This window comes from Acinetobacter sp. YH01007 (assembly GCF_013420425.1).
Lineage (GTDB): Bacteria > Pseudomonadota > Gammaproteobacteria > Pseudomonadales > Moraxellaceae > Acinetobacter > Acinetobacter towneri.
In genome coordinates this window covers 19,842-35,783 of sequence record NZ_VOYC01000015.1, presented here as the reverse complement: position 1 = coordinate 35,783, position 15,942 = coordinate 19,842, and the positions used below count along the sequence as shown (strand labels likewise).

General features: G+C 40.8%; 13 protein-coding genes. 3 read left to right on the top strand and 10 right to left on the bottom strand.

Annotated features, from left to right (window positions below; all coding sequences use genetic code 11):
- Positions 1 to 24 precede the first annotated feature (24 nt).
- From FTT74_RS08955 to ahcY, 5 genes are all read right to left on the bottom strand, one after another.
- On the bottom strand, positions 25 to 2,304 hold the full coding sequence (locus FTT74_RS08955) for an NADP-dependent malic enzyme (RefSeq protein ID WP_179988933.1): 2,280 nt from the start codon (positions 2,302 to 2,304) through the stop codon (positions 25 to 27).
- Between the two features lie 139 nt (positions 2,305 to 2,443).
- Entirely contained in the window at positions 2,444 to 5,320 is a 2,877-nt protein-coding gene (locus FTT74_RS08950; RefSeq protein WP_179988934.1) for an EAL domain-containing protein, read from the bottom strand.
- 188 nt (positions 5,321 to 5,508) lie between these two features.
- Positions 5,509 to 6,225, bottom strand: a complete 717-nt coding sequence (locus FTT74_RS08945; protein ID WP_179988935.1) for a 16S rRNA (uracil(1498)-N(3))-methyltransferase — start codon at positions 6,223 to 6,225, stop codon at positions 5,509 to 5,511.
- Positions 6,226 to 6,266: 41 nt separating this feature from the next.
- Positions 6,267 to 7,103, bottom strand: a complete 837-nt coding sequence (gene metF / locus FTT74_RS08940) for a methylenetetrahydrofolate reductase [NAD(P)H] (protein WP_004972760.1) — start codon at positions 7,101 to 7,103, stop codon at positions 6,267 to 6,269.
- 183 nt (positions 7,104 to 7,286) lie between these two features.
- A complete protein-coding gene (ahcY, locus tag FTT74_RS08935; RefSeq protein ID WP_004972762.1) occupies positions 7,287 to 8,669 on the bottom strand; it encodes an adenosylhomocysteinase in 1,383 nt (460 codons plus the stop codon).
- 220 nt (positions 8,670 to 8,889) lie between these two features.
- Here ahcY and FTT74_RS08930 point away from each other — a divergent pair, with 220 nt between their 5' ends.
- Positions 8,890 to 9,396: a cysteine peptidase family C39 domain-containing protein gene (locus FTT74_RS08930; protein WP_178319510.1), complete on the top strand. Its 507-nt coding sequence runs from the start codon at positions 8,890 to 8,892 to the stop codon at positions 9,394 to 9,396.
- A gap of 89 nt (positions 9,397 to 9,485) precedes the next feature.
- Here the strand turns inward: FTT74_RS08930 and FTT74_RS08925 are convergent, their stop codons facing one another.
- The gene (locus FTT74_RS08925; protein WP_131261573.1) at positions 9,486 to 9,998 is read right to left on the bottom strand and encodes a tetratricopeptide repeat protein; all 513 of its coding nucleotides are present in this window, start codon (positions 9,996 to 9,998) and stop codon (positions 9,486 to 9,488) included.
- Between the two features lie 206 nt (positions 9,999 to 10,204).
- Here FTT74_RS08925 and FTT74_RS08920 point away from each other — a divergent pair, with 206 nt between their 5' ends.
- Complete coding sequence (locus FTT74_RS08920) at positions 10,205 to 10,465, top strand: hypothetical protein (RefSeq protein WP_004972768.1); 261 nt, start codon at positions 10,205 to 10,207, stop codon at positions 10,463 to 10,465.
- A 77-nt stretch (positions 10,466 to 10,542) separates the two neighbouring features.
- Here the strand turns inward: FTT74_RS08920 and FTT74_RS08915 are convergent, their stop codons facing one another.
- Both FTT74_RS08915 and lipA read right to left on the bottom strand, forming a co-directional pair.
- Positions 10,543 to 10,929: a carboxymuconolactone decarboxylase family protein gene (locus FTT74_RS08915; RefSeq protein ID WP_004972770.1), complete on the bottom strand. Its 387-nt coding sequence runs from the start codon at positions 10,927 to 10,929 to the stop codon at positions 10,543 to 10,545.
- A 211-nt stretch (positions 10,930 to 11,140) separates the two neighbouring features.
- Positions 11,141 to 12,154 carry a lipoyl synthase gene (gene lipA, locus FTT74_RS08910; RefSeq protein WP_004972772.1) on the bottom strand — a complete coding sequence of 338 codons (1,014 nt, stop codon included), beginning with the start codon at positions 12,152 to 12,154 and terminating at the stop codon, positions 11,141 to 11,143.
- 287 nt (positions 12,155 to 12,441) lie between these two features.
- Here lipA and sthA point away from each other — a divergent pair, with 287 nt between their 5' ends.
- The gene (sthA, locus tag FTT74_RS08905; protein ID WP_042068765.1) at positions 12,442 to 13,857 is read left to right on the top strand and encodes a Si-specific NAD(P)(+) transhydrogenase; all 1,416 of its coding nucleotides are present in this window, start codon (positions 12,442 to 12,444) and stop codon (positions 13,855 to 13,857) included.
- Between the two features lie 131 nt (positions 13,858 to 13,988).
- Here sthA and FTT74_RS08900 read toward each other — a convergent pair whose 3' ends face one another.
- On the bottom strand, positions 13,989 to 14,414 hold the full coding sequence (locus FTT74_RS08900; protein ID WP_179988936.1) for a VOC family protein: 426 nt from the start codon (positions 14,412 to 14,414) through the stop codon (positions 13,989 to 13,991).
- A 194-nt stretch (positions 14,415 to 14,608) separates the two neighbouring features.
- On the bottom strand, positions 14,609 to 15,820 hold the full coding sequence (locus FTT74_RS08895) for an MFS transporter (protein WP_179988937.1): 1,212 nt from the start codon (positions 15,818 to 15,820) through the stop codon (positions 14,609 to 14,611).
- Between the last annotated feature and the right edge of the window lie 122 nt (positions 15,821 to 15,942).

Genomic DNA, 15,942 nt, shown 5'->3' with positions numbered 1-15,942 from the left:
AGTCAGTCACTCAGAAATATAGGTTTATGCTTTAACTTGTGCTGTTTGTTGAATTTCAGCAACAGTGAGGGCAGTCATATTCACAACACGACGTGTCGTTGCAGTCGGAGTCAAAATATGTACAGGTTTTGCTGCACCTAACAAGATAGGGCCAATCGTAACATTGTTACCTGAAGTCGATTTCAACAAGTTAAATGAAATATTGGCAGCATCTAAGTTCGGCATAATCAACAAGTTTGCAGAACCTTTGAAGCGTGAGTTCGGGAAAGCAAAATGACGGATATTTTCGTCTAATGCTGCATCACCGTGCATTTCACCTTCAACTTCAAGCTCAGGTGCAATCTCACTCAAGATTTCAAAGACTTTACGCATTTTTTGTGCGCTAGAGTCTTGTTGGTCAGAACCAAAACTTGAGTGAGAAAGTAGAGCAACGCGTGGTGTCATACCAAAACGGCGTACTTCTTCAGCCGCTAAAAGTGTCATTTCAGCCAACTGTTCAGCAGTTGGGTTTGTGTTGACATAAGTGTCGGCAATGAACAAGTTGCGATCTTCAAGCATCAATGCGTTAAGGGTAAAGAAGTTAGTACGACCTTCTTTTAGACCAATCACATTTTTTACGAAATCAAGGTGAATGTCGTAGCTTGAATAAGTACCACATAACATACCATCGGCTAAACCATGCTTCACTAACATTGCTGCAATGAGGGTAGAGCGACGACGTGCTTCACGCTGCGCGTATTCAGGTGTAACGCCTTTACGCTGCATGATGGTGTAGTAATCATCTGCAAATTTTTCGTAGTTCGGGTTGTTTTCCTGGTCTACTATTTCTATATTCACGCCATGTTCAAGACGTAAACCTAACTTTTTGATGTTCGCTTCAATTACTGAGGTACGACCTACAAGGATTGGTTTAGCCAAGCCTTCATCCACTGCAATTTGTACTGCGCGAAGGACGCGTAAGTCTTCACCTTCTGCATAAGCAATACGTTTAGGATCAGTTTTTGCTTGAGCAAAAATAGGCTTCATCATAAATGCCGAGTTATATACAAACTCAGACAAACGCTGACGGTATGCAGAGAAGTCTTGAATTGGACGACTTGCTACACCTGAATCCATTGCTGCCTGAGCAACTGCAGGTGCAATTTCAAGAATTAAACGCTGATCAAGTGGGCGTGGAATTAAATAGTCACGACCAAATGATGCAGATTTTTCACCATAAGTTGCTGCATCTGCTTCAATGTGTGCCATGCGTGCAATTGCGTGTACACAAGCAATTTTCATTTCTTCGTTGATGGTAGTTGCGCCAACATCTAATGCACCACGGAAAATATACGGGAAGCAAAGTGCGTTGTTAACTTGGTTCGGATAATCCGAACGACCTGTTGCCATAATCACATCTGGACGTACTTCATGCGCATGTTCAGGCAAGATTTCTGGGTCTGGGTTAGCCAAAGCAAAGATAATTGGATTTTCAGCCATTTCTTTGACCATAGCTTTGGTCAAGATACCCGCTGCAGAAAGACCAAGGAACATATCCGCACCGCTAATTACATCAGCAAGTTGCGTTCCTTCAATGTCTTGCATATAGCGTTTTTTCGAGTCATCCAAACCTTCACGTTTGGTGGTGATTAGACCACGCGAATCCGCAACAATGATATTTTCTTTTTTCGCGCCCAATGCACATAACAGGTCTAAACAAGACAGTGCGGCTGCACCTGCACCTGAAGCAACGATTTTGATTTCTTCAATTTTCTTGCCGTTAAGTAACAAGGCATTGAGTAGGGCAGAACCTACAATGATTGACGTACCGTGTTGGTCATCGTGGAACACAGGAATATTCATGCGTTCACGAAGTTTTTGCTCAATGTAGAAACATTCTGGCGCCTTGATGTCTTCAAGGTTGATACCACCAAAAGTTGGTTCTAATGCTGCAACAATATCTACAATTTTGTCTGGATCATTTTCAGCAATTTCGATGTCAAATACATCGACACCAGCAAACTTTTTAAAGAGTACGCCTTTACCTTCCATCACAGGTTTAGACGCCAAAGGACCGATATTACCTAAACCTAATACTGCTGTACCGTTACTAACGACAGCAACCAAGTTACCGCGAGCGGTATAAAGTGCAGCTGTTGAAGGATCACGTTCAATCTCTAAACATGGTGCTGCGACACCTGGTGAGTAAGCGAGCGCTAAGTCACGTTGGTTGACCAGCTGCTTACTTGGAGTAACGCTGATTTTTCCTGGTGTTGGAAATTCGTGATAGTAAAGTGCCTGCTGTTTTAATGATTGATCGTCCATCTGAATCTCGTGTGTGACAAGTTGGCCAGCGATGCTGGTGGTTTTTTTATGAATCTTATCGAATATACCATTACTTGCCCCCTTAGCACAGACGTCACTGTTTATTTTTAGAACAAACTTAGAGCTTTTGGGTCTAGTTTCAGATTAAGGAGCGATAAGCGCGCGATACTAAATTGGCTTTTAGAAATTGGGTCGCTTCACTTTCAGGCAAAGGCCTAGAGAATAAATACCCCTGCGCAATATCACAATTTAAATTCTGCAAATATTGCAGTTGTTGCTCAGTTTCAATCCCTTCAGCCACCACACTCATGCCCATGGCTTTGCCCATAGCAATCATGGCACTAACAATGGCTTCTTGTTTGGTATTCCCAATTTTAGAAACAAAGCTACGGTCTATTTTTAAACTGTCAATTGGGAAGTCTGTTAAGTAAGAAAGTGAAGAATAGCCTGTACCAAAATCATCTAAGGCGATATGAATATCACGTTGTTTAATTTCATCTAATAAAGACTTCACGGTTGTGGAGTTTTCCACTAAAGAGGATTCGGTAATTTCTAATTCTAAGCTTGCACCTGAAATTTGATAGGTATTAATCGCATCATCTAAATCTTGCAGCAATTGACCACGTTGCAGTTGTTGTGCAACTACATTAACCGATACTTGGATATGATCAAAACCTAACAGATTCCATTCACGAATTTGCTTGGCAGTTTGTTGAATTACAACCCGACCAATATCGGAAATTAAACTGGTTTGTTCTGCAATAGGAATAAATAGGTTGGGTGGAATAATGCCTTTGGTTGGATGCTGCCAGCGCACCAATGCTTCAAACCCGATCACCTGATAATTATGGAAATCAATTTTAGGTTGATAATATACAATTAATTCATCATTTTTAATGGCTTGGCGTAAGTCACGCTCTAAATGTACATCCTGCTCTAGCAGTTTGGTGTTGTCTAAAGTGTAATATTTAATGGTATTGCCACCTAAACGCTTAGCCTCAGACAAGGCTTGTTCAGCACAATTATTTAGATAATCCAACTGGCGTCCATGTTCAGGATAGAGGGAAACCCCCATCGATAGGGTAATAATATGTTCTTGTCCCTGTACATTAAACGGCAAATTAAAGGCTTTGGTGATGCGTTCACAGTGCTCTTCGATTGAAGGGCGAATATGAGAAATTTCATAAACAATTGCAAAATCATCGCCATTTAAGTGTGCAACAAACAGCGCTTCGGCATTGGTGATACGTAAACGCTGCGCCACTTGGCGGAGTAATTCATCGCCACCATTATTGCTTAAATATTCGTTTAAAGGTCTGAAACGGTCAATATTGAGTCGAATGACCGCCAATTGCTGCAATGAATCTTGCTGTGAAATAAGATATTGATGTAGTTGATAATTATAATAAAAACGATTGGGGAGATCGGTCAGCGCATCATAATTTTCTAAATAGGATAAACGCTGTTCTTGTAGTTTATGTTCGGTTAAATCAGACACAATTCCAATATAATTAATAATACGGTTTTGCTCATCTTTGACTGCATTGATATGCATACGAACTTCTAATTCTTTTCCTGAGCGGAATTTTATATTCCTTTCAGTATGATATTCACCCTTGCTGAGCAATTGTTGAAGAATTTCTTCTTGCGTAATGCGTTGATGTGCTTTGTGGGACTCGACCAAATCAAACAGATATTTGCCTAAAATATGGTCGCGTTTAAATCCGCTCATTTGAGCATAGAATGGGTTGGCTTCAATATAACGTAAGTTTTCATCTAAAATAAAAATACCTTCGGCTGCCTGTTCAAGTACGCTGGCAGTGAGTTTTAAGCGCTCTTGTCCAATTCGTTCTTGGTGAATGTCACGGCGAATCCCCACCATGCGCAAAGGTTTATTGGTGACAGGATCACGCTCAATCACCCGACCAATATCATGCACCCAATACCATTGACCTGAACTATGTTGTACGCGATATGTGGCTTGATAGCGTTCAGTTAGACCCCGTAAATGTTGTTTCATGGTTTGGTGAAAGTGCGGAATATCATCAGGGTGAATCAGTTGCTGTAATTTATTCCGATGCTGTTTGGTATTCTCTAAACGAGTTTGCTGTGCGCCACCACCAAAGACAATACTGCGTTGCCGTATATTCCAGTCCCATGCTTTTAGACCTGCGGCTTCATGCGCTAAAATTAAACTATGTTGTTGATTGATTAAATCTTGGTGCGTTTGTTCTAAGTCAAAGGTACGTTCTCTTACTTTTTGTTCTAGCATTTGATTGTTAAATTGCAGTTGAAGTTCAATATCTTTGGACTTGTTCATTTCAACTTGTAATTGTTGGCAGAGTTGATCTGTCCAGCCGACTTGTTGCTCTGCGGCTTTTTTGAATTGGTCGTTCTTAAAATAGACGCTCGATAAACGACGATGCATGTGCATTGAAGTATTGGCACAAATCAGTAAGGTAATTAAGGCAAAATTTGTCGCGAGAAAAAAGAAAGCGGAAGTTTCGGAGTGAACTAAAAACTGTGCGGCAATATAGGGTGTAATCACTGGAATGAATACCCAGCAAAAATAACTCAAGCGCTGCGTTAAAAAGGTGAGGGCAAAGGTTTGACTCACAATAATTAATAAGGTCGCTAAAATAATCGCTTCATAGTTGCTCAGTTCAGGGTTTTGCTGAGGTAAAAAGTAATACAGTAAACTTACCCCAACCGCGATTGCTGTTCCGATCAAGAAACACACCAATTTTAACCAACGATGTGCTTGTTGGAGTTGATATTGTCCCGCTTTAAAGTGAACTGCTGTGAGCAGTAAACACGAACCAATGGTCAGTTCAGTGAGAATAAACCAGATATTGAGGTAGGGTGATGAATGTGAGAAAGAAATTTGATAAATAAAAAACACATACAGGCAAACAATCAGGATGCTGACCAAAAAGAATCGAATAAGCCGAATGGTATTGGTGATTTGCGCAGCATCTAAGTATTGCTGCAACAATTCATCTTGAGCGTCTGACATACTTCCCCAAAATCTAGTTAAATGATTCCAACATTTATATTTTCTTAAATAACATCACGTTCATGCATAAAATATTGCTGTTTTGTGTTTGAATTTTATGCAAATTTTTTAATATATTGTTCGAGATTAATCCTGTACTTTATAAATTGCAATGTTATTGGCAATCGATTTCTGTAAAAACGGATAAATTACTCAGCCAAGCGATAATTTAAGAGAGCTAAAGCAACCACAGGGGCGGTTTCAGTGCGTAATACCCGAGAGCCAATACACCAGTTTTGAAAGCCAACGGCATTGGCAGCACTAATTTCTGCTTCGCTTAAACCACCTTCAGGCCCAATTAATAAAGCTAAATCTTTACTGACATTGTTTAGCACATCTACTTGATCTTTATTCGGTGCTAACACTAATTTGGTGGTAGGAAGGTCACTATTCAGCCAGTCCTCTAAACGTAGTGGGGCTAAAATTTTCGGTACGATATTCATGCCACATTGTTCACAGGCTGCAATGGCAATGCCTTGCCAATGATCTAATTTTTTTTGATCGCGGTCATATTTTAAGCGCATTTCACAGCGTTCAGAGGTGAGCAACTGAATGTTAGTCACGCCAAGCTCTACCGCTTTTTGAATCGCATAATCCATACGATCGCCTTTGCTCATTACTTGTCCTAATAAGGCGCTAAAGCTTGGGATGCGATTGTCTGGATTAAAACTTTTAATCTGCACTTGCGCTGTTTTTTTGGTAACTTCAACCAGTTCCACTTCATATTCACCACCTTGCCCATTGAACAAGGTGGCGGTTTCACCGACTTGTGCGCGTAGTACTTTCACCCAGTGATGAAATACTGTTTCAGTCAGTTCAACTTGTGTATCTACTGCTAATTCAGCCTCAATATAAAAACGGGGCATAGGGATTACTCGTTCAAGTCAATAAATATGAAAAATACAGCTTAAGCCAAACCAAGATCTGTCACTAATTGACGAGTCGGTTCGGTGTTGTTCATGGTGTAAAAATGCAAACTTGGTGCACCACCTGCAATCAGGCGTTCGCACAGTTTAATAATCACTTCATGACCAAAGGCTTTGATTGAAGCTGTGTCATCACCATAGGTTGCTAATTGCTTACGAATCCAGCGTGGAATTTCTGCACCTGTACCATCTGCAAAGCGAATTAAATTGCTGGCATTGGTAATCGGCATAATGCCAGGCGCAACAGGAATATTCACACCTTGCTTTTGAATACGTTCTACAAAGTAAAAGTACGCATCTGGATTAAAAAAGAACTGGGTGATGGCAGCATTGGCACCAGCATTTACTTTGGTGACAAAGTTTTTAATGTCTTGATCAAAGTGGTCTGCTTGTGGATGCATTTCAGGATAAGCCGCAACTTCAATGTGAAAATGATCACCTGAATGTTCACGAATAAAACGCACCAAGTCAGACGCATACGGCAATTCGCCTAAACCAACTTGACCTGAAGGTAAATCACCACGCAAAGCCACAATGCGGTCAATGCCTTGTGCTTTATAAATATCAAGCAATTCAGCAATACGCGCTTTGTCATCACCAATACAAGACAGGTGCGGCGCTACAGGTGTGCCTTTGCCATTGAAGTCGCTAATGGTCGATAAAGTACGTTCACGAGTAGAACCACCTGCACCATAAGTGATAGAAAAAAACTCTGGATTTAAAAGTTGTAATTCTTGATGCACAACTTTGAGTTTTTCTGCACCTACATCGGTTTTAGATGGGAAAAATTCAAATGAAATAGGAACTTGTTTGGTCATGATTAAATCCTTGTTATAAATACTTATTTATATTTTTTCACCTCTCCTAAATCCTCTCTTGCGCTGGGTTTAAAAGCAGTGCTTTAAACTTGCTCAGGAGAGGACTTACCCTCGAATACATTCATTAAACAATGAATCATTCCCTCTCCCTATGAGAGAGGGTTAGGGAGAAGGATTAAAAACTTAGTATTTATAAGCATCCGATTTAAACGGACCTTCAACAGCTACACCTAAGTAGTCCGCTTGTACTTGAGTCAATTGTGTTAATACACCACCAAAACCAGCAACCATTGCAGCAGCAACTTCTTCGTCTAGTTTTTTCGGTAAGATTTCAACACGAATTGCCGCTTGTTTTTGATCGGCAGGAAGATCGGCAAATTTCTCTGCAAATAAGTGCATTTGTGCCAATACTTGGTTAGCAAATGAACCATCCATAATACGTGATGGGTGACCTGTTGCGTTACCCAAGTTCACTAAACGACCTTCAGAAAGCAAGATTAAATAATCGTTTTCGTTTTCTGAACGATACACTTGGTGTACTTGTGGCTTCACTTCAACCCACTTATAACCACGTAAGTAGTTGGTGTCGATTTCAGTATCGAAGTGACCAATGTTACATACAACAGCGCCTGCTTTAAGTGTATCTAGCATTGCTGCGTCGCACACGTGATAGTTACCTGTTGTAGTCACAATCAAGTCAGTATTTTCTAAAAGCTCTAGGTTGACGTCTGCTTTATTGCCTGTTTGTACGCCATTCTTGTACGGAGATACAACTTCGTAACCATCCATACATGCTTGCATTGCACAAATTGGGTCAATTTCAGAAACACGAACAATCATGCCTTCTTGACGTAAAGATTGTGCAGAACCTTTACCTACATCACCATAACCAATAACCAATGCACGACGACCAGACAATAACATGTCTGTACCACGTTTAATCGCATCGTTGAGTGAGTGACGGCAACCGTATTTATTGTCGTTTTTAGATTTAGTCACAGAGTCGTTGACGTTAATTGCAGGCACTTTTAAAGAACCATCTTTCCACATTTCAATTAGACGTTGTACGCCCGTAGTGGTTTCTTCAGTAATGCCGTGAATGCGCTCTAATAATGCAGGATATTTTTCGTGAACAAGTGCAGTTAAGTCACCGCCATCGTCCAAAATCATGTTGGCATCCCATGGTGTGCCATTTACATTAATTTGTTGTTCAAGACACCATACATATTCTTCTTCAGTTTCGCCTTTCCAAGCAAAAACAGGCACACCTGAAGCAGCAATTGCTGCAGCAGCGTGGTCTTGAGTAGAGAAGATGTTACAAGAAGTCCAACGAACTTCTGCGCCCAATTCAACTAGCGTTTCAATTAAAACAGCAGTTTGAATGGTCATGTGGATACAGCCGAGAATTTTCGCGCCTGCAAGAGGTTTTGCAGCTGAGTAGCGCTTACGCAAACCCATAAGGGCTGGCATTTCTGCTTCTGCAAGTTTGATTTCTTTACGACCAAAATCAGCTAGTGTGATATCGGCAACTTTATAATCTGTAAATGAAGCATTAACCGCGTTCATCACGATCTCCTTATAAAAAACAATTGATCATTCAGTTCGCGGATGCCGTTTCTTGCATAGCAAACGCGTTGCTATGCTGGTCGAGCCTGGCGATTTTACATTTCGTGCCTGTAAAACGTCGCAGCATCCCTCGACTAGCGCGATATTGTACTTGGAAATTGATTCAGTTCCAATCATGTTTTGTTTATTATCACTACAAACATATTTTTGAGATTGAATGATGGCTTTAGAGCTTCCTCAAGAGTTGGCAAATTTAGAAGCCAACGGCGGGATTTACGCAGTGTGGATGTTGCTACGACACTTAGGAATTGATGCCGATATTCAACAATTGATTGAAGTGTGTGGTTATACGCCAGAGCAGGGCACAACCACAATTGGTTTGGCTGTTGGACTGAAAAAGTTTGGCTTTAATGTGCAGTTTTATACTGACCCTGACCCAGATTTACAAGATGCAGAAAAGTTAAGTTATGCCGAAGCTGAACAGCTTAAATTGCCTGTATTGGCGGCAATCGGCTATCAGCAAATTCAGCACGCATTTGATGAAAATAAATTTGTAATTGTCTACTACGACACTTTAGAAGGCGTGGGCAATCACTCATTGCTATATTCTATTGATGATGCTGAAATTTGTTTCTTTGACAGTTTTGAGCCGATGCCTGCGGCTGTGTTTGAACAACAGCGTCAGCAAGAGGGCATTTGCAGACAAGTAATTGTGGTCGAAGTCTAAGTGTTATTCAAAGTCTAAGCTTTATTCAATGACGATTCGAGTCATGCAAAAATTGTCTAGCCCATCAATTGATTGGCTAGACAAATAAATTACTCCGCTGCATCGGCTTTTTGTGTCCAATATTCAGCTTTATTTTCGTCAGCATCTACACCCAAAGCATTTGCATAGATAAAAGCAAGGTCACGCATGGCTTGTACTTCGCCCAATTCTGCTGCTTGCTGTACCAATGCCACAGAGCGAGCGACATCTTGTTCAACCACATCACCACGACGGTAGTAGCCTGCCAACTCTAAAATAGCGGCAGGGTGTTGTGCATCACTGGCTTTTTTGAGCCAGACAAAAGCATCTTCAAAATGTTGTTTGGCATCTTCAGGGTCATCTTCTAGAACATCTTTGGCATATACGGTATAGCCTTCACCAAGCCAATACATGGCTTCGATATGTCCGTTTGCGGCAGCTTTGAGCGCCCATTGTTCGGCAAGTTCAATATCTTCATTAAAATCGCTTTGCATATACAGCACCGCCACTTCAAATTGGGCATCGGCTTGTCCTGCAATGGCGCGGTTCATTAGCGCAGGGGAGATTGAAACAGATTCTGACATAATGTCATCCAGCAAAATTACAACATAAGATTGTGCGATAGCCTAAAAGGTCTGCTGCGAAAAAGCCATCTTCGGTGTGATTTTTTTTAAAAAATTAGGGTTAATTGATCATGCGTTTATGCAGACAATAACAAAAAATCACTTGAGCCATATCGTCAAGTTTCAATATGTTGAATGTTAAACATGGTCATAATGAGAACAATAAGATGGCAAATTTTTTAACTGCTGAACAAGCAAAAGTTTATTCAGATCATGCCAAGCTAGATATTGAATTATATAAGCAGCGTTTGGCGTCTTTAATCGAAGAGAATGCCAAGCAGGGCAATACCGCAGTTTTTACTGTGCTGCCAAAACATTTACCTTTAGAAGATATTCGAAATTTATCGGCACAGCTGACTGATTTGGGTTATCAGGTGCGCTTTGAGTTAAATGAGTTCTTTTATAGCTTTAATGTGTATTGGATTTAAAACTCAACTCTACCGACATTTCACCAAATAGTTTTAGTGAAATGTCGAGCGTTTATATTTTTTGATTTAGATTGCGTTTAAGTATTTGCAGTATGTTCTGCCAAAACTTCCAACGCTGCGCGAAAAGCTTCCTGAGTTGCAGGTGCGCCACAATAAGGCAAGCTGTGTAACAAGACTTCCTGAATTTCTTCGACACTTGCCCCGTTATTTAGCGCACCACGAATATGTCCTTTAAGCTCGGTCGGGCTTTTTAAAGCAGTTAAAAAGGCGATAGTAATTAAGGAACGATATTTGCGTGGTAACACACCTTCACGTTGCCAAGTTGAACCCCATGCATGTTCATTAATCCAGTCCTGCAAAGGTTGGGTAAATGGTACAGTGTTGTCCTGTGCGCGTTTTACAAAGCTTTCGCCCATGACTTCAGTGCGAACTTTTAAGCCATTGTCATAGTCTTGTTGTGACATTTTACTATCCCTGTTTTATTGTTTGAGCTCGGTGTATAGATTAAGTGCATAGATTAACAATTTATGGCGATGACACCATGCGCACTTGGTCGTAGACCATCAAAAAATATTCACATCTATCTATTTTTAATATATCCACAAGGTATAAAAAACCCCGAACATAAAGTCGGGGCTGTTTTAGCTTTATCGCAAATTTTGAAATAAGCGAGTGTTAAGCTTCAATGGTTTGCACGCTAATTTTTTTAGCAGGGTCGGCTTTACGACGTACTGTTGGTACAGGTTCACCATAATATTGACGGTCTGCAAAATAACTTGAACGTACCATTGGCGCAGCCCAAATATTTTTAAAACCTAACTTTTGACCATGCGCTGTATAACGCTCAAATTCTTCAGGTGTTACAAAGCGGTCAATTGGCGCATGTTCTTTAGATGGCTGTAAATATTGACCAATGGTCACATAATCTACATCGTGCGCTTTAAGATCATCTAACAGTGCAATAACTTCTTCTTCAGATTCTCCAATACCTACCATCAAACCGCATTTGGTTGGAATATCTGGGCAATATTCTTTAAACATTTTCAGCAAGTTCAAAGAGTGCTGATAGTCTGAACCCGGACGCATGGCTTTATATAAGCGTGGCACAGTTTCAATGTTGTGGTTAAAAACATCTGGCGGACATTCGGTCATAATGCGTAGTGCAATATCCATACGACCACGGAAGTCTGGCACCAAAATTTCTAACAACGTATTTGGGCTTAAAGAGCGGGCTTCTTTAATACAATCGACAAAATGTTGTGCACCACCATCTAACAAGTCATCACGGTCTACAGAGGTGATCACGGCATATTTTAAGCATAAGTTGGCAATGGTTTCTGCCATGTGACGAGGTTCTTCAGGATCTAGTGCATTTGGACGACCATGCGCAACATCACAGAACGGGCAGCGACGGGTACAAATATCACCCATGATCATAAAGGTTGCTGTACCACCACCAAAGCATTCTGGAAGGTTTGGACAAGCGGCTTCTTCACAAACGGTGTGCAATTTTTGCTGACGCAAAGTGGTTTTAATACGTTGAACTTCTTCTGGTGCCGTCATTTTGACCCGAATCCAGTCAGGTTTACGAGGCGTTTCAACCGTAGGAACAACTTTTACAGGAATACGTGCGACTTTTTCAGCACCACGAAGTTTGACACCCTGTTCTGGTTTACGGTTTGCAGACATATTCAACTTTTCCACTGTTTTTGAAAGGGGAGAGATTTAGTGTAGGCTAGATTTTACGTGAAATAGAGTCTGATTAAACCGAATCTAAGTGCAAAAGTAAAATGTCACCTTAACTTCATCATAAGACGGTTATTATAACGAAATTGTGCTTAAATTGGGTAAAAACGATATTCATATAAAAAATGTGGTTATCACGTAATATATGCACAGTAAATACAGAAAATTCAAAAGATTTACGTCATAATATAGCCCATTGAAAAGACAGATTTAAAGAAAAGGAGCGTTGAATGCCACGTAAAAAAGAGGTCGTTAGTGGAACTTTCGTGAAGTACGATGCGGTTGTTCTCGGTTCAGGCCCTGCGGGTGAAGGCGCGGCAATGAAACTTGCCAAATCTGGTAAGCGTGTTGCGATTGTAGATGTTCGTGAGCAGCTTGGCGGTAACTGTACCCATGTGGGTACCATTCCAAGTAAAGCATTGCGTCAGACAGTGTCGAATATTATCCGTTATCGCCGTGACCCAATGTTTAAAAAAATGGGCGATTGGCGTCAGTTCACCATGAAGCAAGTGTTGCAAAGTGCGCATAAAGTTATTCAGCAGCAAGTTGAAACGCACTCTCGCTTTTATGACCGTAATGAAATTGCGATTTATCATGGTCGTGCTTATATCCAAGATAAAAATACGGTCTTGGTATTTGGTGCAGATGGCATTAAAGAAACCATTATGTGTCAGCAAATTGTGATTGCGACAGGTAGCCGTCCATATCGTCCAGAAATGTTGGATTTCAACCATCCACGTGTATTTGATTCAGACAAAATTTTGGATTTGGATTTCTCGATTCAAAAAATTATTATTTATGGCGCGGGTGTGATTGGTTGTGAATATGCATCCATCTTCATTGGTTTAGATCATAAAGTTGATTTGATTAATACTCAGCACAAATTGCTCAGCTATTTGGATGATGAAATTTCAGATGCCTTGTCATATCACTTGCGTGCGCAAGGGGTGCTGATTCGCCACAATGAGCAAATTGATCATTTAGAAACTTTTGATGATCACGTGGTTTTATATTTGCAAAGTGGCAAGAAAATCAAAGCCGATGCGATTTTGTGGTGTAACGGACGTTCAGGTAATACCGATGGTTTAGGTTTGGAAAACGTAGAACTTAAACCAAACAGCCGTGGTCAATTAACGGTGAATGATCAATATCAAACCGAAGTAGAGAATATTTATGCTGCGGGTGATGTGATTGGCTGGCCTTCGTTGGCATCTGCTGCCTATGACCAAGGTCGTTGCGCGGGTGCAAATATGAGTGGCGAAGAAAATGTTGCGCCTGTGACCGATATTCCAACAGGTATTTATACCATTCCAGAAATTTCTTCGATTGGTAAAACTGAGCAGGAATTGACGGAAGAAAAAATTCCTTATGAAGTTGGTCAGGCATCTTTCCGTCATTTAGCGCGTGCGCAAATTACGGGTGATACAGTGGGTGAATTGAAGATTTTATTCCACCGTGACACTTTAGAAGTATTGGGTGTGCATTGCTTTGGTAATAATGCGGCAGAAATTATCCACATTGGTCAGGCGGTGATGAACAGCCCGAACAATACCATTAAGTATTTTGTGGAAACCACATTCAACTATCCAACCATGGCGGAAGCGTATCGTGTGGCGACCTTGAATGGGATGAATCGTTTGTTTTAAGTGATTCTGCTGACTGTAAAATAGAAAATTTAAAACACCCCATAAGATCATTCTTGTGGGGTATTTTTTTATTGACTTGCTGTAAGGAAATTTATGCATTGAGGGAAAGTTGATTTGTGGAACATTGAGCGTTAAATATCAATTATGACTGATGCCGCACTGCGTGGCGTTTCGCCATGAAAGACAGCTTCAATATTGTTACCATCAGGATCAAGTACATAAGCTGCATAATAACCAGGATGATAAGCACGTTCATTAGGTTTGCCATTGCACTTGCCGCCATGTGCCAATGCTGCAAGATAGAAAGCATTGACCATTTCACGATTTTTAGCTTGAAAGGCGAGATGATGACGCCCAGTGAGTATGCCTTGTGCGGCAGGACTTTTTACTGAGGAGATAAAAAGTTCATCTGCCCAAAAGTGATCCTTGGCTGTTCCCATAACTGGAATATCCAACACTGCCAAGATGGCGGTATAAAATGCTCGACTTGCTTCAAGGTCACTCACCACAAGATGAATATGGTCAATCAGTCTTCCACGATGCAATTGAATCTGCATAAGACGCTCCATGTCTAAAGCGGAATTTTGAATAGTAAAATAGACTTAATATTTTAGAGATTGGGTTTTAATGCGCACAAAACGCCTGATTAAAATATTCGAATAGTTGTGGCGTTTGCATCCATAAAAAGATCGATAAGCCAAAAAGGGCAGTGATGGCAAGTGTGAGCAATACTTTAAAATTCAATAAAGAATTAATCATGAATGACGTGCTCCTCATCTACCCAAAAATGGACCAAGACCGCAAACGCACTTAAAGCAATAGAAACAATCCAGATTGCATTATAGTTACCTGTCAGATCGTGATTTAAACCGCCAAGCCATCCACCAAAAAATGAGCCGACTTGGTGTGTGAAAAACACAATGCCGCTGAGCATGGTCAGGTACTTAATCCCAAACATATTTGCCACAATACCATTGGTTAAAGGCACTGTAGATAACCACAATAAGCCCATAATGATCCCGAATGCATAAATTGTCCAGATGCTTAAAGGCAGGATTAAAAAGACGATAATGGCAATACCGCGTAGTCCGTAAAGCCACATCAGCAAGTGCGGTTTCGAATAGCGACCGCCTAACCAACCTGCGGTATAGGTGCCTACAATATTAAATAAACCCACGAGTGCTAGAAAAACTGTGCCTGTGGTTGCATTAAAGCCATGATCGATTAAGTAGCTAGGTAAGTGAATCCCGATAAACACCACTTGAAAACCACAGACAAAAAAGCCCAAAGCTAAAAACCAAAAGGGTTTATGGTTTTTGGCAATCACCAAAACTTGTTTAAAGCCTAAAGCGGGTTGGCTGACTGAACTTGCATTAGGGTTTTGATACATGGGTGCTTTGAGCATCCATGCCAAAGGAACAATCAAGACAATTAAAATCGCACTGACAATTAATGCGCCCGACCAACCTACACTTTGTAATAACAATAAGGTCGATGGCAACATGATAAATTGCCCAAACGAGCCTGCAGCACTGGCAATACCCATTGCAAGGCTACGCTTTTCTGGAGGAGCAGCGCGACCTACTGCAGAAAGTAGCACAGGGAAAGAGGTTGCAGAAAGTGCCAAACCTAAAATTAAACCCACACTTAAATTTAGCAATAACCCAGTCGAGCTGACGGCCATGAGCAATAAGCCGAGTGCATACAGTGCACCACCAACTGCAACTACAATTTTACTGCCGTATTTGTCTGCAAAAGCACCTGTGATGGGTTGGACTGCACCCCAAATCAGGTTTTGCATGGCAATGGCTAAACTAAAGACATTATGTCCCCAGCCAAATTCATGGCTCATAGGCACCAAATACAAACCAAATGCATGCCGAACCCCAAGCGATAATGCCAAAATAATGGCGCTTCCAATTAACATATAAATTAGAGGTTTGGAAAATTGAGCATTCGACATAAGGCATCCACGTATGGCTAACAGCTTGTTATGGTAATCGATTCAGCTCAAGAGCGCGATAAAATAAAATTCATCAAATGATAAAATTGAGTTATCAAGATAGAAGCGATTGCTTTAATTAA